Source organism: Streptomyces sp. NPDC087270 (genome assembly GCF_044744625.1).
Lineage (GTDB): Bacteria > Actinomycetota > Actinomycetes > Streptomycetales > Streptomycetaceae > Actinacidiphila.
Genome location: NZ_JBIUYR010000020.1, coordinates 145,136 through 162,902, shown reverse-complemented (window position 1 = coordinate 162,902; position 17,767 = coordinate 145,136). Strand labels below are relative to the sequence as shown.

At 71.7% G+C, this 17,767-nt stretch carries 14 protein-coding genes; 6 read left to right on the top strand and 8 right to left on the bottom strand.

Going from position 1 to position 17,767, the window contains the following annotated elements; translation table 11 throughout:
* Nucleotides 1-121: 121 nt before the first annotated feature.
* From dpgC to ACIPAE_RS32505, 4 genes are all read right to left on the bottom strand, one after another.
* Nucleotides 122-1,444, bottom strand: coding sequence for a (3,5-dihydroxyphenyl)acetyl-CoA 1,2-dioxygenase DpgC (gene dpgC / locus ACIPAE_RS32520; RefSeq protein ID WP_402450193.1), 1,323 nt, complete (start codon nucleotides 1,442-1,444; stop codon nucleotides 122-124).
* Nucleotides 1,441-2,127, bottom strand: a complete 687-nt coding sequence (gene dpgB / locus ACIPAE_RS32515; protein WP_402450190.1) for an enoyl-CoA-hydratase DpgB — start codon at nucleotides 2,125-2,127, stop codon at nucleotides 1,441-1,443. The genes dpgC and dpgB overlap by 4 nt, the downstream gene beginning before the upstream one ends.
* Nucleotides 2,128-2,180: 53 nt before the next feature.
* Entirely contained in the window at nucleotides 2,181-3,398 is a 1,218-nt protein-coding gene (gene dpgA, locus ACIPAE_RS32510; protein ID WP_402450187.1) for a 3,5-dihydroxyphenylacetyl-CoA synthase DpgA, read from the bottom strand.
* Between the two features lie 499 nt (nucleotides 3,399-3,897).
* Entirely contained in the window at nucleotides 3,898-4,104 is a 207-nt protein-coding gene (locus ACIPAE_RS32505) for an MbtH family protein (protein WP_402450184.1), read from the bottom strand.
* 748 nt (nucleotides 4,105-4,852) lie between these two features.
* Between ACIPAE_RS32505 and ACIPAE_RS32500 the strand changes: the two genes are divergently transcribed.
* Entirely contained in the window at nucleotides 4,853-7,168 is a 2,316-nt protein-coding gene (locus tag ACIPAE_RS32500) for an ATP-binding protein (RefSeq protein ID WP_402450182.1), read from the top strand.
* A 28-nt stretch (nucleotides 7,169-7,196) separates the two neighbouring features.
* On the opposite strand, the gene ACIPAE_RS32495 is transcribed toward ACIPAE_RS32500, so the two are convergent.
* The 4 genes from ACIPAE_RS32495 to ACIPAE_RS32480 form a co-directional block, all read right to left on the bottom strand.
* The gene (locus ACIPAE_RS32495; protein WP_402450180.1) at nucleotides 7,197-7,601 is read right to left on the bottom strand and encodes a hypothetical protein; all 405 of its coding nucleotides are present in this window, start codon (nucleotides 7,599-7,601) and stop codon (nucleotides 7,197-7,199) included.
* Between the two features lie 713 nt (nucleotides 7,602-8,314).
* The gene (locus tag ACIPAE_RS32490; RefSeq protein ID WP_402450178.1) at nucleotides 8,315-9,046 is read right to left on the bottom strand and encodes a WbqC family protein; all 732 of its coding nucleotides are present in this window, start codon (nucleotides 9,044-9,046) and stop codon (nucleotides 8,315-8,317) included.
* A gap of 4 nt (nucleotides 9,047-9,050) precedes the next feature.
* On the bottom strand, nucleotides 9,051-9,647 hold the full coding sequence (locus ACIPAE_RS32485) for a YdcF family protein (RefSeq protein ID WP_329373627.1): 597 nt from the start codon (nucleotides 9,645-9,647) through the stop codon (nucleotides 9,051-9,053).
* A gap of 65 nt (nucleotides 9,648-9,712) precedes the next feature.
* A complete protein-coding gene (locus tag ACIPAE_RS32480; RefSeq protein ID WP_402450176.1) occupies nucleotides 9,713-10,780 on the bottom strand; it encodes a hypothetical protein in 1,068 nt (355 codons plus the stop codon).
* A gap of 293 nt (nucleotides 10,781-11,073) precedes the next feature.
* On the opposite strand from ACIPAE_RS32480, the gene fxlM reads away from it, so the two are divergent.
* The 5 genes from fxlM to ACIPAE_RS32455 all read left to right on the top strand — a co-directional run bounded on the left by fxlM (nucleotide 11,074) and on the right by ACIPAE_RS32455 (nucleotide 17,732).
* On the top strand, nucleotides 11,074-12,303 hold the full coding sequence (gene fxlM / locus ACIPAE_RS32475; RefSeq protein WP_402450174.1) for a methyltransferase, FxLD system: 1,230 nt from the start codon (nucleotides 11,074-11,076) through the stop codon (nucleotides 12,301-12,303).
* 67 nt (nucleotides 12,304-12,370) lie between these two features.
* The gene (locus tag ACIPAE_RS32470) at nucleotides 12,371-12,559 is read left to right on the top strand and encodes an FxLD family lanthipeptide (protein WP_402450172.1); all 189 of its coding nucleotides are present in this window, start codon (nucleotides 12,371-12,373) and stop codon (nucleotides 12,557-12,559) included.
* A gap of 66 nt (nucleotides 12,560-12,625) precedes the next feature.
* The gene (locus tag ACIPAE_RS32465; RefSeq protein ID WP_402450170.1) at nucleotides 12,626-15,619 is read left to right on the top strand and encodes a lantibiotic dehydratase; all 2,994 of its coding nucleotides are present in this window, start codon (nucleotides 12,626-12,628) and stop codon (nucleotides 15,617-15,619) included.
* On the top strand, nucleotides 15,616-16,767 hold the full coding sequence (locus tag ACIPAE_RS32460) for a lanthionine synthetase C family protein (RefSeq protein ID WP_402450168.1): 1,152 nt from the start codon (nucleotides 15,616-15,618) through the stop codon (nucleotides 16,765-16,767). The genes ACIPAE_RS32465 and ACIPAE_RS32460 overlap by 4 nt, the downstream gene beginning before the upstream one ends.
* Complete coding sequence (locus tag ACIPAE_RS32455; RefSeq protein ID WP_402450165.1) at nucleotides 16,764-17,732, top strand: thiopeptide-type bacteriocin biosynthesis protein; 969 nt, start codon at nucleotides 16,764-16,766, stop codon at nucleotides 17,730-17,732. Before ACIPAE_RS32460 ends, ACIPAE_RS32455 begins: the two co-directional genes overlap by 4 nt.
* Nucleotides 17,733-17,767: the final 35 nt, after the last annotated feature.

Here is a 17,767-nt window from a genome sequence, read left to right as displayed (position 1 = left end):
CTCGGTCCGGTCGCACGCCCCGGACCATCCGCGATCGCCGCCGTTACGTGCGCGCGGGGCCGCCGGGGAACCGGTGGCGGCCCGGCTCGGGGACGCGGTGCCCCCGGGCGCGCCGGACCGGTCACCGGTGCAGTTTGGCGAGGACGTCGGGGCTGTAGGCGCGTAACGCCTGCTGGAGCGCGAACTCGGCGAGGTAGGCGCGCAGTTGCTCGGCGGGCTCATCCGCCAGGTTCAGCATGGCCCGGTTGGCCGCCACGGCCGGGTTGGCCAGCCGGGCCACCGACCCGGCGACCGCGGCGTCGAGCGCGTCCGGGGCCGCGACCTCGTCGAAGACCAGGCGCGCGGCCGGCTCGCCCGCCTCGATCCGGCGGCCCCACAGGACGACCTGGCGGGCCTGGCGGGCGCCGAGGAACCGGGTCAGCCGCAGGTTGGCCACGCCCGGCACGATGCCCTCCTGGGCGGCGGGGAGGCTGAAGTAGGCGTCGCTCGCGGCCAGTACCCGGTCGCAGGCGAGCAGGATCTGGGCGCCTCCGCCGATGGCGAACCCGTCCACCACGCCGAGCCAGGGCTTCTGCGCGTCCGTGCCCGGCCAGGGCGGGTCCGCCCGCACGAGTCCGCGCATCATCTTGCTGAGGTAGCCCAGCTCGCGGCCGAGCAGGAAGTCCACGAAGGAGATGGCGCCCGCGCGCAGCTCCTTGAGGTTGATGCCCGCGCTGAAGACCCGCCGGCCGGCGTACCGGGGATGGGTCATGACGCCGCCCCTGAGCACGCCGACGCGCACCTGGGGGTCGAGCAGGACGAGGTCGACCAGGGTCTCCAGGTCGGCGACGTGCTGGTTGTCCTCCGCGTTGAGGCAGTGCGTGTTGGTGAGGGTCACGAAGCCCGCGCCGCGCCGGCGTTCGAGCCGCGCCGCCTTGAGGACCACCTCGCCGGTGTCCCGGAAACCGGGCAGCAACTCCAGCGCGCGGGGGGTCGGGCGCAGCATCGACTCCATGAGGTGGGCGCCCGGGCCGGGAGCGCGCAGCAGGGCGCGGAAGAGGATTCCCTGGTCGATCTCCCACCCCTCCTTCTCGGACTGGGGGCGCACCGCCTCCTCGGTCATCTGCCGCGCGGAGGGCGCCAGGCCGGGGAAGTCCCGGCCGGCCGCGTGGGCCACTTCCGCCAGGCGCAGGTGTGCCGTCCGGCCGGCGGTCAGCGTGTCGTACACCCGCTCGGCGTGCAGCTCCAGGAAGGCGGTCCGCAGTTGGCGTGCCGCGTCGTGGAGGTGCTGCGCCCGGGTGGTGTCCGCCAGGCTCCTTCGCGCCCGCGGGGGCATCGCCGCCAGTTGCCCGGTCGCGTTCCGCAGGCGGGCGGTGGCGCGTTCACGGTCGGTGTCGAAGACGCCGGTGAGCGGCACGGGGGCGGCCGGGGGCTGCCGGTCCTCGGCGGTGGTGGCCGCGGTCACTTGCCGTCCTCCGTCACGTCGGTACGGCGCAGGGCCCGGTCGCAGGCGGCCAGATGGCTTCCCAGCGCCTCCTCGAAGGAGACCGTGCCGGCGTCGAGCAGGAGCCGGCGGCGCAGGGCCGGCTCGGTCCCGGCGGAGTCGGCGGCCCGCTTCAGGACGGCGGCCAGCGCGGCACCGGCGTCCTGGGTCACCTCGTCGAGCACTCCGGCGGCGTGCAGGGCCGGTACGCCGGTCTCGCCCGGGAACAGCACGAGCCGACGGGCCGTCGCCAGGCCCACCTGCTGCACCAGCCGGTACAGGGCGGTCCCCGGCCACATGCCGTCGGTCCTGGTGCCCGCGTCCAGCGTCGTACCGGGTCCCGCGACGCGGTGATCGGTGGCCAGCAGGACCTCCAGGCAGGCCTGGTTGCACCGGCCCGCGACGATCCCGACGGTCAGCGCGTCGAGCCGTTCCAGTCTGCGCAGCGCGTTCTCCCACTTGCCGACCAGGTGCACCTGCGCCGGTCCCGGCCATGCGGCGGGCGCGTCCTTCGACCCGGTCAGCCGCACCACCAGGACCCGGCCGCCCCCGGCGTCCTCCACCCGGTCGCAGGCGTCGGCGAGTTCCGCCACGAGGCCGGGTGTCAGGGGGCGGGCCACGTCGATGTCGGCTTCCACGACCGTCTGCGAAATGGTGGCGTGCATACTGCGGACTCCTCCTGCGGGGTCGGTACCGGGCGTCGGTGCGGGGCGCCGGCTCAGAAGCGGACGAGGGCGGTCTCGATGGTCGAACCCGGGCCCATCGTCATGAGCACGCCGTGATCGCCGGGCCGGGGCACGCCCTCACGCACCAGGCGGTCGTACGAGAAGAGGAACGACCCGCTGGACACGTTGCCGAAGTCCCGCAGGACACCGGTCGTGTGGCGCAGGTCGTGCCGGGACAGGCCGAGGTTGACCCGCACGGAGTCGATGACCTTCTTGCCGCCCGAGTGCACCACCCAGTGCGCGAGGTCGCTGCGCCGCAGACCGGTGCCGGCCAGCAGCCGGTCGACCGCGGTCTCGGCGTGCGCCCCGACGACGTAGGGCACGTCCCGGTCGAGGAAGAAGCTGAACTTCCCCGCGGTGTCGTCCCAGTCGTAACGCATCGCCGGGCACGCCTCGGGGATGAGGTGGCTGGCGAACTTGAGGAGTTCGGGTCCTGGCCGGAGTCCCGGCCGGGGTCGCGGTCCTGGCCGGGGTCCTGGTCGCGGTGCCGGTCCCGGTCGCGGTCCCGGTCCCGGTCGCGGTCCTGTGGCGTCCGCCGGGCCGGTGCTGAGCGCGACGGCCGCCGCGCCGTCGCCGAAGAGGCTGTTGACCACGGACGTGCGCATCGTGCCGTCGATGACATAGGCGGCCGAGCAGACCTCCACGCACACCATGACGGCCACCCGTCCGGGGTTCGCGCTGCTCCAACCGGCCACGGCGTTCAGCGCGTTGAGGCCGGCGTTGCAGCCCATGCCCACGACGTCGAGCCGGCCGGTGTCGACGGCGAGACCGAGTTCCTTCATCAGCAGGGCGCTGAGTCCCGGCGTCAGCAGGCCGGTGCTCGACACGCAGCACAGGTAGCCGACGTCGTCCTGCGACAGCCCCGCGGCCGTCAGGCAGCGGCGCAGCGCGTCGGCGCCCATGGCGATCCCCTGGGCGGCGTGCTTGCGCAGCAGTTCGCCCTGGGTCTCGACGTGCGGGCGCCCCAGCCGGTCACGGGGCGGCAGGGTGAGGCAGCGGCGGTCGATCGCGCTGTTGGCGAAGACCGAGCGGACGCGTGCGTCGGTGATCCCGAAGAAGTCGAGGACTTCCTCCTGCGTGTAGGAACGGGTCGGGACCGCGGTGCCCACGCCGAGAAAGGTCGGTCCGGCACGGCGGGGAAGGGGGGTGCCGCCCGGTCGGGGGACGCGAGCGGCCCCCGTCTCGGCGGTCGCGGCACTCAGCGTGTTCATGGGCTGATCAACCTCCAGTCGGGACCGGCGGAAGGGCCCCGTGGACGTGGCACCACGGGGCCGTCCGACCGGTCTCCGGGACTCGGCGCACGTCGCCGGAGTACGCCGAGTGGTCCGCGGACTCCTCGGCGCAGTCCGCACGGTTGCGTAACCCGCCTTCCCCGCCCGGCTCCTGCGGACCGGACGGCGGGGTGGGCCCGCGGGCGCGGACCGAACCGCTCGCGGAGATGCCGGGCGCTCCGGGTGCGCCGGACGTGCGGGGTGCGCCGGACATGCCGGGTGCGCCGGGTGCGCCGGGGCGGAAGGGCCCCCGCCCCGGCTTGGTGGCCGACGGCTTGGCGGACCGCCACCGACCGACCGGCCGGCTCGCGACGCGGAGAGCGCCCTGACACCGGGGCGCGCGTGCCGGCCGGGTGACCCGCCGCGCGGCACTTCCCGATCGGTGCACCGCCTGGGATCGGTGCCCGGTCGAGCGGGCGCGCGCGACGGGAGCCGCAACTCACCCGTCCATGGCCTCGACCAGGCTCTTGGGCCGCATGTCCGTCCAGTTCTCCTCGATGTGGGCAAGGGCACGGGTGCGGCCGGCCCGCTCGAGGCCCACCCGCCAGCCGTCGGGCACGTCGAAGGACGCGGGCCAGAGGGAGTGCTGTCCTTCGTCGTTGACCAGCACCAGGAACTCGCCGTCCGGTTCGTCAAAGGGGTTCATGCCCCGAAGGTTCCAGACATCGAACACTTCGGGTATCGGTGATGCCCGCAGTTACGCCGGTTCCCGCCGCCGGGGCCCGTACCACCGACCGCCGAAGCCCGCGTCGGCAACCTCACCCATGAAATCCGCGCAGACTCGTGATTCAAATGAAGAATGTGCGTCATTTCCCACCGGAGAAATCGCTCAGAGGCGGCAACAGGAAGTGCGCGGCGGCCGGCGCAGGTCCCCTGACGCCGGCCCCGGACCCGTACGGACGGCGGGAAGGCGATGCGCCCACCTCGTGACCTGCGCCGTGTGCCACCCGGACCGGCGGCGTACGGTCCTCACCGGCCGCGCGACCGACCGGAGTTTATCCGCCATCCTCTTTTCCGGATGACCGAAATCAGCCTCACTCGGCGGTGTGTTCAGCCCCGCACGCGGACGGAAACCCGCGAGCGTATACCCGCCTGACCTCCCGACAAGCCGGAACGCTGTCATAATATGACGAAAGATGAAGCCTTGAAACCCCGGTCAACGGGCCCTACGATCACAGCGTCTGACACCTCGTCACCATCCATGAGATCCGCCATGTCCACCGCGCGAGACTTCCCCCCATTAGTGTCGTGGAGTTTTTTTCATGGTTCATCCGAATTCCATGCCGCATTCCTGCAATTCCTGTGGCACCCCGCTGGAAAAAGGATTGAGAACGGAAGGCACGTCCGCTCGGTACTGCTCGAACGCGTGCCGGCAGCGCGCCTATCGACGGCGTATGAAGAGCGAGTCCCTGGCGACGGAGACGTCCGGTGACCTGCTGACCCCGCTGAGCAGCTTCGTCGGCCGGGTGGACGAGATGGTGGAGGCGAGCAGACTGCTGCGGGGCACCCGGCTGCTCACGCTGACCGGAACCGCGGGCACCGGGAAGACCCGGCTGGCCCTCGAAGTGGCCAGGAAGGAGCAGCGCGGCGGGCGCCAGGCGATCGTGGTGGTCGAACTCGGGGCGTGTGCCGGACCGGAGTCCGTGGCCAGTCGCGTCTTCGCCGCGCTGCACGGCCGTATCGACGCCGACACGCTCTTCGCGGAGGCGAAGGGGCCTGGCGTCAAGCTGTCCGGCTGGCTGGTGGTGATCGACAACTGCGAGCACGTGATCGGCGAGTGCGGGCTCCTGGTGGGCCGGCTGCTCGCCCGGTATCCGGGGCTCCAGATCCTCGCCACCAGCCGCGAGGCGCTGCGGATACCCGGTGAGACCGTCTACCCGGTGAACGGGCTGCCGCTGCCGGACCCTGACGGCAGGCCCTCGGCCGGCGAATACCTGCGATCGGACGCGGTCCGGCTGTTCGCCGACCGGGCCCGCGCCGTGGTGCCGGACTTCGCGCTCACCCAGGAGAACGCCGCGGACACCGGGGCGGTCTGCGAGCGGCTGGGCGGCCTGCCGCTCCCCATCGAACTCGCCGCACAGCTGATCCGGACCTTCTCGGTGGCCGAGTTGCGGAAGCGGCTGGACGACCCGCTCTCCCTCCTGGTCGGCGGGTGGCGGACGGCGTCCACCCGGCACCGGAGTTGGCGGGCGGCGCTCACCTGGAGCTACGACCTGCTCAAGCCGATGGAGCAGTTGCTGTTCCGGCGGCTCTCGGTCTTCCCGGGCGGCTTCGGCGTGGACGCCGCGGTCGCCGTGGTCACCGACGAGGTCCCGGCGTCGTCGGTGCCCGGGCTGTTGACGGCGCTCGAATCGAAGTCCGTCATCCGGTCCCCGGCCGGCCTGGGTCGCGAGGTGGCGGGGGCCGGCAGGTTCCACATGCTGGAACCGGTCCGATGTTACGCCCACCAGCAACTGCGCGATCTGCACGAGGAGGAGCAGGCGTACGAAGGACTCACCCGGTGGCTGGCGGCCCTGGTGAGTCCTTTGTGGCGAACGGGGATCGCCTCCCGGGAGACGGTGCGCACGGCGGGGGCCGAACTCGCCAACCTGCGGCACGCCCTCGAAGGGCCGACCGCCGACGATGACGAGCGCCGGCTGCTGCTGGTGGGCGGGCTGGTCACCCTGGAAACGGACCCGGACCCGGAGGCCGTTACGGATACGACCCGCCTCGTCCACGGCGCCTTGCGCGCCGCGAAGCCCGAGGCGCGCTACCGGTCGATCGCCCTGGAGGCAGCGGCGATGCTGGCCGCTCGGCGCGGCGCGCACCGCGAGGCGCTGCACACCATGCAGGAGGCGGTCGACCGGGAACGCGCGAGCGCGCCGAGTCCCCTGCTGTGCCGCCTGCTGCTCCGGCTCAGCCTGCTGAAGGAGCACGCCGGCGACCGCTCCGGCGCCCTCGAGGACCTCACGGCGAGCGTCCGCGCGGGCGAACAACTGGCGGACGAGCCGACCTTCGCGGTGTGCGTGGGCCACCTCGCCAGGCACGAGCTGGTCCGCGGCGAGCCCGCCTCGGCGGCCCGGTTGATCGACCGGGCGCTCCCCGCCGTACCCGCCGTCCCGCCGGAGTGGCAGTGCGACATCATGCACGTGGCGGGGGCACTCGCCGTCGAGTGTGACGACCTCTCGACGGCGGAGCGGTACTTCACCGCGCCGCTGCGGTCGCCGGCAAAGCGCCCCGGCGACGCGGCCGGGCTGATCGAGGGGCTGGCCGTGGTGGCCGTCCGGCGCTTCCAGTTCGAGCGCGGGCTCCACCTGATCTCGGCCGCCGAGGAGATGGCCGAGTCGGTCACCTGCGGGCTGCGGTCCCACCCTTGGTGGCGTCAGCGGGTCGAGGCCGCCAGGGCCGCCGGCATCAACGGCCTGACCTCCCGGGCGGACCGCGAGCTGGCCCTGGGCCGTTCACTCCGCCCGGACGAGGTGGTGGCGTACGCGCTGGGCGACGCACCGGCGGCGCCCCCGGCGCGGGACGAGGCCCGGCACGGCCCGCTCAGCCCGCGCCAGTGGGCGGTGGCCGCCTTGCTGATACAGGGATTGACAAACCGTCAGATCGCGTCGCGGATTCACGTGTCGGTGCGCACGGTGGAGACCCACGTCCGCAACATCCGCGGCACCCTCGGCCTGCGCTCGCGCTCCCACATCGCGGCATGGGCCGCCCAGGCCCAGCAGTGACGCGGCGTCCGCGGCCCCTCGGGGGTACCTACAGCCACGGCACAACGGCCGTCGTCACGGTTGGACGACGGCGCATAGGTGCTGGGCATGGTCCTTTCCGGTCGACCTTCCCGGTCCCATCGGACTGCCGCTTCACCTCGGCGGTGATCGACTGACGCCCACCAGGATCGGAGTCGGCCAACTTGCCGCTGTCCGCCCGGTATTTCGGCCAGTGCGACGAGTCACCGCAAGCGGAGATCAGCACCGTGGTGGGGGCGGCCGTCGAAGGAATGGCAGAGGTCACTTTCGGATCGTTCTTGGGCGCCCCCTTCATCACCAGCCCGGTGACGTGATCCGCGTACATTCCCCGCGAGACCGTGGAAAGCGCGTCCCCTGACGCGTGGTCGGCGAGCCGAAGGGACTTCCAATCCGAAGCCGTCGCTGCCTGCGCCATATCCCGCCACATACCCAAGTACGCGGCGGTGGCAGCCGATCGAGCTGCCCGCTCTGCACTTCCGGTGGACGTCGCCACAGCGCTCGGCCGGATCGATGGGTGCTCCGGCGCACTACCTGTCGGCCGCGGCCCGGACCCACCGGACCCGCCCGAAGGACTGCACGCAACCAGCATCACCATGCCCAGCGCCAGGCTTACACCTCCCACCAGGGCAGTCCGGCCACCCCGCGGGGCACGCCCACTCCTCGCCGTTGTCTCCACTGACGCAGCACCTTGCTACCGACACGGACAACCCGCTGTCGTGAACAAGCACCACGTCTATCGCCCGCCCCCGCACTCTCTGCAAGGAGTGCGCGGGCGCACCAGCGAACCAACTTCTCCGATAGAACGTCGAATTGGCCGAATCCCACCGGGCGCACGGCGCAAACGCAGCGCACACTGCGGCGGTTCGCCCGGGCCACCGCGCAGAGAGCGCGTGCGCGCAAAGAGATTGCAGACCTCTTGCTGAGCCGCAGGCCAGAAAGGGTCCGTCCCGCCAGCGCGGGGGTGTTCCGCGTAGCGCCTAATTAGGCACTTGCCCCGTAGGCCGTCCCGCCAGCGCGGGGCGTTCCAGCCTGCGGTGGCACGCTCGGCCAGGATGAACGTCCGCGCGGCACCGGGCGGGAAGGTCGGCGCGGCCGCGGCGAACATGTGGGGAAAAGCGGGTGCGACGGTCAGGGGGCTGCGCGCTGGTGCTCGATGGCGGCTCGCACGTCGGTTGGGCCGTAGGCGGCGAGTGCCCAGAGAGCGGAGATCTGCGCCGCGCCGGTCCACAGGCCGTCGGCGGCCGGCGGCCGGAACGCGCGGACGTTGAGGTGTTGTTCGGCGAACGGGCGAGGGTCGAGGTATCGCAGGCCGCCGGTGCCGCAGAGGTAGGTGTCGGCGCTGACTGCGGTGGTCAGGTCGGCCAAACGTGCCGATCGGTCCGAGGAAGCAGAGAGGTCACTGCTGCGGACGACGGAGCCGCGCCAGCCGAGGAGACTGAGCAGGGCGAGAGTGGTGGCCTCGGCGACGGCCGCTGTAGGGGTGGTTTCGGTGAGGGAGCGGAGGACAGGTTCGAGTGCGCTGCGGAGCAGCGGCCAGTGGGGGCTGGTGCGGTAGAACTGCGCGGGTAGCTGGCCGAGGCGGCGGGCCGTGCGGTGCGGGTCGGCGAGTCGCGTATCGCGGATCAACGTCGCTCGGCCGTCGGGGAGATGGGTTTCGATGGAGAGCCACTTGCGGTGCTGGGGGTCGGCGAGTGCGGCGAGGCGGGCCCGGTGCTGGTAGTCGCGGCGGGCGAACTGGACGTCGTCGAGGACCACCCAGACGTCGGCCGCGTGGATCTTCGCCAGGGTGGACAGGCGGGGCAGCAGGTTGGGCTGGTGGATCGCACACGAACGCGCCAGTGGCGTGTTCTGGCGGCTCACGTGGTCAGGAAGGGAGGAGCCAGCTGTCGTAGCCGCGGGCGCGGAGGCGGTCGAAGGCATCGCGGACCCCTTCCGGGACGTGCTGCTCGATCGCGAAGCCGCGCTTGGGGTACTCCATCACCCGCTCCATGTCACCCATGAGCATGTCGATGAACTGCTTCTCGTCGTCGTGCGTCGTGGCGTACTCGTCGTACGACAACGGCTGCGAGACGCAGACCGGGTCCACTTCGGGCCACAGCTTGCGGCACGTCGCGTAGGCGCGTCGCTGCATGTACGGCATGGAGATCAGGAGCAGGGTGGTGACGGCGATACCCGCGTTCTCCAGCACCTCGCGGGAGAAGGCGATGTTCTGGCCAGTGTTGGTGGCCTTGGGCTCCAGCAGGATCGCCTGGTCCGGCACCCCCAGGGAGAGCGCGTGCTCCCGGTAGTGGGTGGCCTCGCCTCGGGGAAACCTCTCCTGGGTGGCGACGCTGGTGTCGCCGGTGAAGACCACCGCCGGGAACATACCGCCGTGGTAGAGGCCGGCGGTGGTGGTGGCCACGCCGAGATCGAGGCTGCCGAGAGCGATCGCGGCAGAGCAGGGCCTCGGCTCGTGGCCCATCTGGTGGAAGTCCCAGATGATTCGGGCGTCGGCCCGGTCTGCGTCGCTGATCGTGGCCTGGCCGGTCACACGTACTCCCCGCTGTTGCGCACGCTCTTGATGCTTCGCAGTTGGTGATTCAGTCCGTACTGGCGGGCGATATCCGAGGCCCGGTCGAGCACGTCGTTCCCCGCGCTGCGGGTGGCCCGGTCGGTGAGCAGGATGTGGCCGTGCGCGGTATCGATCTGGACGCGCTGAAGCGGGGACTCGAAGCGGCCGTTGCTGCGGGCGGTGTCGATGTAGGCCAAGGCCCGGGTCAGGTCCCCGGCCCCGCGGTGGGCCAGTGCCAGCTTCTGCTGGGCGGTCGCCCAGTCCTCCGGTTCGTCCAGTTCCACGAACCGCTCGGCTGCCTGTCCCATGACCTGGATGGCGAACGTGTTGCGGCCGTCCTTGGCCAGCGCGGTGCCGATCCACAGGAGGGCGCGGGCACGGTCGGCGGAGCCGAGCCGTTCGTCGTCGGTGAGCTGCTGGTAGCGGGTGGCCGCGGGGGTGAGGCGTCCGCTCATTTCCGTGACCACGGCGAGGGAGAGTTCGAGCTGCGCGGCCCGGCGGGGGATGCCGAGTTCGGTGAACAGGTCGTGCGCGTCGGTGTAGAGCCGCCTGGCGGTCAAGAGGTCCTGAAGGGTCCCTTGCAGACGGCGCAGGTCGCCGGAGAGCGTCAACGAGCGCCCGTACAGGTACAGTCCGCGGTCGTCGAGGTCACGCACCTGGGCGCGGCCGAGCCGGCGTTCCAGGAGAGTGGCGGCGAAGTCGAAGTCCTGGCGGTCGAGGCACACCACGATCCGCTCCAGGTCCTCCGCCCACGTCTCATGGTCGTCGACCGCGGACACGGGGGTCCTGCTCAGCAGTGGTCGCCGGGGACCGGCGAGGAGTTGCTCGAAGCGGGTTTGGGCGGCGGCATCAGCCCGGGTGAGGGCCGTGTCGAGGATGGCCTGGGTGTCCGGCCACGGGCAGGTGCCCGTGCCCAGTTTCTCCCACTTGGAGACGGTGCGGATACCGACACCGAGATGGGCTGCGTAGCCCCGCACGCTCATCCGCAGCGCCTGCCGCAGCAGGCCGGCCTCGCGGCCGGTCCAACGTCTCACGCTCGTCACAAACCGCCTCCCTCGTGCCGTCATGGAATCACGGACGGTGTGCGAGGGGCCACGGAAGTGCCACAACGGTGCAACGGCCGTTCATTCCCGACAGGGTGGAAGAGGGCCAGGCTCGAAGGGTTCAGCCCATCCGTCACGCTCCGGAGGACATACGCGTGGCCCCCCTTCGGCGAGCACCGCCGTACCGCTTCCTACGGCTGAGGCCGCCTACCGCTGCCCTCAACGGCCCTGTCCGGCATGGCTACTGCGTCCAGCCGAGCGCGCCGACCCATACGAGCAAAGGAACCACCCGCATGACCGATACGACCGGCGGACCCGACGACGCCGTCGAGAGGGAGTTGCGCGATGCCATGGTGCAGCGCCTCATCGGACTCGGCACCGCTCGGGACTCCCGGGTCGTTGCCGCGTTCCGGTCCGTACCGCGGCACTTGGCGACTCCCGACGTCGATAGGGCGAAGTCGTACGACGCGGAGTTCGCGGCCGTGACCAAGACGGACGCGACGGGCGTGGACATCAGCTCGGTGTCGGCCCCGAGGGTCCAGGCGCTACAGATCGAGCAGGCCCGGATCGAGCCGGGGATGACGGTGCTGGAGATCGGGTCCAGCGGTCCCAACGCCGCCTACCTCGCGGAGATGGTCGAGGAAGACGGCCGGGTGCTCACCATGGACATCGACTCCGACGTGACGGCCCGCGCATCGGCGTTCCTCACGGCGGCCGGCTTCCCGAACGTCACCGTCCTCACCGCCGACGCGGAGGACGGCGCGCCCGGCCACGGGCCCTTCGACCGGATCGTCGTCACGGTGCAGGCCGCCGACATTCCCCCCGCGTGGATTCACCAGCTCAAGGAGGGCGGCAGGCTCGTCGTCCCGCTGCGGATGCGCGGCATGACCCGCACCGTCGCCTTCGTCCGCGCCGGCGACCACCTGGTCAGCGACGGGTTCGAACTGTGCGGCTTCGTCCCGATGCAGGGCGCCGGCGAGAACCGGGTCCGGCTCGCCGTCCTCCACGACACGGAGGGCGAACAGGTCGCCCTGCGCCTCGACGGTCACCCCGAGCCGGACACCGCAGCGCTCGCCAGATCGCTGTTCACACCGCGGGCGACGGTGTGGTCGGGGGTCACCCTGGGCGGCACGGAGTCCAACGAGCACCTGGACCTCTGGTTGACGACCGCCTTGGACAACCTTCCGCTGATGGCGGCGGAGCCGGGCGCCCGCGAGCGCGGGCTGGTCGTCTCCGCCTCGCCCCTCGGTATCCCGACCCTCGTGGACGGCAGCAGCTTCGCCTACCGGACCGTACGGGCCACGGACGTCGATGACCGCTACGAGCTGGGGGCGATCGGGCACGGCCCGCGCGGGCACGTCCTCGCCGAGCGGCTGGTCTCCGAGATCCGGATCTGGGACCGCGAGCACCGCGGTGACCAGGCCCGCATCGAGGTCCACCCGGCGGGCACCCCGGACCACCAACTGCCCGCGGGCCGCCGCATCGAACGGCGCCACACGCGGGTCACGATCACCTGGCCGTAAGCCCTTGTCAGGCTCGCGGTCAGGCGGCACACGGCACATCCCCACCCACTTCTTCGGGAGGCATGTCATGGCACAACAGAACCCGTCCTTCGTCCTCAAAGGGGCGACGGACTACCGCGCCGACGCCGACTTCGACCTCGACGTCCAGACCGTCAGCGCGGCTCCCGTTCTGGGCTCGCTGCTGAACGACACGAGCGACAACTGCACCTCCACCTGCCAGTCCGCCTGCTCCAACAGCACCTGCATCGGCGGCTGACCCCTCTTCCGGGGCCGGGCAGCACCCGCCCGCTCGGCCCCGGCATTCCAGACGGAAGGAGGCACGATGTACCACGCCCTCGACGTCGGCACCATCAGAGCCTCAGTCACTCCGACAGCGGCTTCGGTGCCCTCCTGGCCCGAGGACTTCACCGATCGCGCGCAGCTCCGAGAGTGGATGGGGGAGGTCTGGGCGGACGCGCTTCGCGCCGAGGCCATCACGCACGCTGCGCCCGTGCTCGCGCGGGCCGTCCGCAAAACGCTCAACGGCACCGCCCACCCACCGCGCGTCGAGAGCACCGCGCGCTCCTTGGCCCGCTACCTGCTGCGGATGCAGCATCGCGCCACCCCGTTCGGCCTGTTCGCCGGGGTCACCACGGTGCGGTGTGGGCAAAGCGCTCAAGCCCGTTGGGGAAGGGAGTACCGGGCGTTCGCCGGGGTCGACGCCAGGTGGCTGCACGAGATCATGACGGCGCTCGAGCGCGACCGAGCCGTGCTGCCGCACCTGACGGTCATGGCGGACCCGACTTGGACCGCGCAGGGCCCGCGCATCGTGGTCCCCTACCAGCCGGGCACCGACGGCCCGACCAGCACCAGCCTGCGCCGTACCCCGGCCGCCGAGAAGGCGCTGACGTTGGCCGCCACCCCGATCCGGGTCTGCGACCTCACAGCCAAGCTCCGAGCGGGCTACCCCAGCACGCCCGCTGCCACCATCGACGCGATGGTCACCAGCCTGGTCGGACACCGTGTTCTGCTGACCGATCTCCAGCCGCCGACGACCACGGGCGACGGGCTCGGCCACCTGATCCACCAGCTCGAACAGGCCGCAGAGGACCTGCCTGCGGTCACGCTGCTGCGCCAGATCCACCGCGCCCTCCAGAGTCACGACGAAGCCGACCCCGATAGCCAACCTGCCCTGCGCGCACAGGCCGCCGAGGCAATGACGGCTCTCGCTCCGGCCGCGGAACTCGCCCTGGCGGTGAACGTCCGCCTCGATGCCGAGATCGTGCTGCCGGAGCTGGTCGCTCGTGAGGCCGAGCAGGCGCTGACGGCCATGGCGCGCATCACGCCGTATCCGAACGGCTCACCGGCCTGGAAGGACTACCGGGCGCGGTTCCTGGAGCGGTACAGCGTGGGCACCGTCGTGCCGCTGCGGGAGCTCACGGACCCCGATACCGGGCTCGGTCTTCCCGTCGGCTACCGAGGCAGCCTGCTGCCTCGGCCCGTCCTCGCCACGACACCCCGCGACGAGCACCTCCTCGCGCTCGCCCAGGACGCCGCGCTCACTGACCGGCGCGAGATCACGCTCACCGAGGCGGACGTCCAGGCCCTGTCCGCCGGCGAGCCGACCCAGCTGCCCGCCCACGTCGAGCTGTGCTTCACCGTACGGGCCAGGTCCCTGGACGACGTCGACCAGGGCCGGTTCGCGCTGTCCACCGTCGGCCTGTCGTCGGCCGCCGGCACGACCACCGGACGGTTCCTGTCGATGCTGCCGCCCGACGAACTGACCCGACACACCGGGGTGTACGGGTCCCTGCCGACGCTGGCCGCCGGCGCGGTCCGGGCCCAGATCTCCGCTCCCCCGATGAAGCAGCAGACGTACAACGTCGCCCGGGCCCCCGTGGTCGCTCCCGAGGTGCTGGCCCTCGGGGAGCACAACCCCGCCGCCACCCTCGACTTGAACGACCTCGGTGTCGTCGCGGACGCTCGCCGCCTGTACCTGGTGTCCCTGTCCACGGGTCGCGTCATCGAACCGTCGGTGATGAACGCCGTCGAGTTGAGCCACGCCACGCATCCCCTGGTGCGGTTCCTGTGCGAGGTGCACCGTTCGCACGCCGCGATCCTCATCCCCTTCGCCTGGGGTGCCGCGGCTCGCCTGCCCTTCCTGCCCGAGGTCCGCTACGGCCGGACCATCCTGTCCGCCGCGTGCTGGCGGCTGCGCGCGGAAGACCTCGGCGACGGGAAGGAATGGATTCTCAGGTTCACCAACTGGCGCGTCCAGTACGGCGTCCCGCGCACCGTCTACGTCGGCTCCAGTGACCAACTCCTCCGGCTCGACCTCGACCTGGCCGCCCACCGCCATCTCCTGCGGCACGAACTGAACCGCCACCGCGCCGTCGTCCTGCACGAGGCACCGGACGAAAGCGCCTTCGGCTGGATCGGCCACACCCACGAAGTGGTCCTACCCTGCGCCTCCGACCAGCCACCCGCCCCGGCTCCCGCGCTTCGTGCCGACCGCATGGTGGAGCGCGGGGCCGTACGCCTACCCGGCGGATCTGGCCGCGCCTTCCTCAAGCTCTACGGCAACCCGGCCCGCGTCCCGGAACTACTCACCACGCACCTGCCCGGCCTGCTCGCGGACTGGGAGACCGACCCGGCCGCGTGGTTCGTCCGCTACGCAGACCCCGAACCGCACGTCCGTCTGCGGCTGCTCCTTCCCGGCCCCGAAGGGTTCGGCGCAGCAGCACACCGCGTGGCGGCATGGGCAGCCGAGCCCCTTGAGGAGGGCTTGATCCAGCGCATCGCCTGGGACACCGACCGACCGGAGACCGGCCGCTACGGCACCGGCGCCGCGCTGAACGCCGCCGAGGCGTACTTCGCAGCCGACTCCGCCGCCGCTCGCGCACAGATGCTGCTCGACCCCGCCGACCACCAACCGGCCGCCGCAGCAGCCTCGTTCGTGGACATCGCCACCGGCCTGCTCGGCTCCCGGCAAGCCGGCCTCGGCTGGATGATCAGGAACCTGCCGCGCACCGACGGCCAGGCCCCACCCCGGCACACCCAGGCCCTCGCCGTCCGACTCATCGGCCGAGACGCCCGTTCCGGGCTCATCGAGCTGGGCTTGACAGAGGCGTGGGAAGCGCGACAGCACGCGCTTGCGCAGTACCGCTTGGCACTTGAGGCTTCCGGAACCGATCCGGCCGACGTGCTGCCCTCCCTCCTCCACATGCACCACAACCGCGCCGCGGGTATCGACCCCACGGCCGAAGCCACCTGCCGCCGCACCGCCCGCGCGGCAGCCCTGTCCTGGACCGTCCGCCTCAAAGGAGCCCCGTGGTGACCACAGCCCCGCCCGCCGAAAGTGCTTTATCGGTCCGGCAGTCCCTCGCCCACGGCCCGCTCGGAACCACCCTGCTCAGCATCGAACGGGCCCGGCGCGGCACCGAGAACTGGGAGAACGTACACCGCGCCCTGTCCGGCCTCGGCCCCCTGATCGAAGGCCCGGACGCCGGCCTCTACCTCGGCGCCCCCGCCATGACCTTCGTCCTCCACCAGGCCGCAGGCGGGACCGAACGGTACGCCGGAGCGCTCCACACGCTCGACGGCATCGTGGCCGCCCACACCCGCCGGCGTCTCACCGACGCACACGCCCGCATCAATGCCGGCCGCGCCACCACCTTCGCCGAGTACGACCTCTTCCGCGGCCTCACCGGAATCGGCGCCCTGCTCCTGCAACGACAACCCAGCGGCCCGGAGACGAAAGCCGTCCTGGACTACCTCGTCCGCCTCACCGAACCGATCACCGCCCACGGCACACCGATACCGGGGTGGTGGGTCCGCCACGCCCCGACCACCAACCAGGCCACCATGCCCGGCGGCCACGCCAACGCCGGCCTCGCCCACGGCATCACCGGCCCGCTCGCGCTCCTGGCCCTCGCCCTGCGCGCCGGGACCACCGTCGACCATCACGAGACCGCCATCCTGCGCATCTGCCGCTGGCTCGACGAAATACGGACCCACGACCACCAGGGCACCCACTGGCCCCGCTGGATCAACCAGCACGGCCCCGCACCAACCCACCACGCCGCGCCCTCCTGGTGCTACGGCACACCCGGCCTGGCCCGCGCCCAGCAACTCGCCGCCATCGTCACCGAAGACCACGACCGCAAGCGAATGGCCGAACGCGCCCTGCTCCACTGCATCACCGACCCCACCACGCTCGACCGCATCGCCCACCGAGGCCTGTGCCACGGATACGGCGGCATCCTGCGCACGGTGCTGCGTGTCGCCGAGGACTCCGCCAACCCCGCGGCGTTCACCGCCCGAACCGGCCTGCTCGCCAACAGGTTCCTCACCGCAGGCCCACCCGAGGACAGCGGGTTCCTCGAAGGGAGAACGGGAGCCGCCCTGGCCTTCCAGGACGCCGAACCCGGCGGCTCGACCGCCCCGCTCCAAGGGCAGTGGGACGCCTGCCTCCTGCTGTCATGACAGAGTCAGCCGCCGCTCGTGACGTCGACCAGGCCGAAGAAGCTGTCCTGGCCGTCCTCGCCGGGACACCGATCGAGGACGCCGCCCGCCACGCCGACATCCCCACCACTCACCTCGCGGAAAACCTGGAGCGCTACCGAGCCGCCGGCCGCGCAGCACTGGAAACCCACCCCCGCGGCTGGCACCAGCTGAACATCCAGTTCACCCGCTACCCCACAGCTGCCGCCTCCTTCCACGCCCACCTCCTCCCCGCCCTGACCACAGCACCCGTCAGCAGCTGGTGGTTCCTGCGGAAGCACCCCCAGTGGCGCCTCCGTGTCCACCCCGCCGCGGACGCGGCAACGGAGGACGCCGCCACCCACCTCGCGAAAGCCCTCGACCGTGCCGTCACGCGAGGCGCGGTCAAGAACTGGCGCCACGGACCGTACGAGCCGGAGACCACCGCCTTCGGCGGCCCGGCCGGCATGGCGCTCGCCCACGACCTGTTCCACGTCGACAGCGTCGGCATCCTCGACTACGAACACCGCACCGCCCAAGGGCAACCGGGACTGCCTGACGCCAAGACCACCTCGCTCCTGGCCATGACGCTCTTGATGCGCGCCGCCCGCCTGGAGTTCGGCGAGCAAGGCGACGTCTGGGCACAGGTCGAACAACACCGGCCCTTGACGGCGAACGTGCCCCTGGACGGCATCGAGAACATGCGCACACCATTGCGCCGCCTTCTCCTCACCGACGCCGACCCTCTACTGACCCACGGCCCCCTCACATCGATACGGCCCTGGCTCGATGCTCTGCAACGAAGTGGCGCGGCCCTCGCGAACGCTGCGGGCGAGGGACACCTGGCTCTCGGCCTCCGCGGTGTCCTCGCCCGCCATGTCCTCTTCCACTGGAACCGCATGGGCTTCACCACCCGGCAGCAGTCCATCTGGTCCCGCGCCGCGCGCGAAGCAGTCCTGGGGCCGTGACCGATCCGCGTGAGTGAGTCTGCGCCTGCCTGCCC

Bases quoted from the DNA above. Each gene is read 5' to 3' on its own strand.
- ACIPAE_RS32505 (WP_402450184.1), bottom strand. From the start codon at position 4,104: ATGAACCCCTTTGACGAACCGGACGGCGAGTTCCTGGTGCTGGTCAAC.
- ACIPAE_RS32465 (WP_402450170.1), top strand. From the start codon at position 12,626: ATGTACCACGCCCTCGACGTCGGCACCATCAGAGCCTCAGTCACTCCG.
- fxlM (WP_402450174.1), top strand. From the start codon at position 11,074: ATGACCGATACGACCGGCGGACCCGACGACGCCGTCGAGAGGGAGTTG.
- dpgA (WP_402450187.1), bottom strand. From the start codon at position 3,398: ATGAACACGCTGAGTGCCGCGACCGCCGAGACGGGGGCCGCTCGCGTC.
- ACIPAE_RS32495 (WP_402450180.1), bottom strand. From the start codon at position 7,601: ATGGCGCAGGCAGCGACGGCTTCGGATTGGAAGTCCCTTCGGCTCGCC.
- dpgB (WP_402450190.1), bottom strand. From the start codon at position 2,127: ATGCACGCCACCATTTCGCAGACGGTCGTGGAAGCCGACATCGACGTG.
- ACIPAE_RS32500 (WP_402450182.1), top strand. From the start codon at position 4,853: ATGAAGAGCGAGTCCCTGGCGACGGAGACGTCCGGTGACCTGCTGACC.
- ACIPAE_RS32485 (WP_329373627.1), bottom strand. From the start codon at position 9,647: ATGGGCCACGAGCCGAGGCCCTGCTCTGCCGCGATCGCTCTCGGCAGC.
- ACIPAE_RS32470 (WP_402450172.1), top strand. From the start codon at position 12,371: ATGGCACAACAGAACCCGTCCTTCGTCCTCAAAGGGGCGACGGACTAC.
- ACIPAE_RS32455 (WP_402450165.1), top strand. From the start codon at position 16,764: ATGACAGAGTCAGCCGCCGCTCGTGACGTCGACCAGGCCGAAGAAGCT.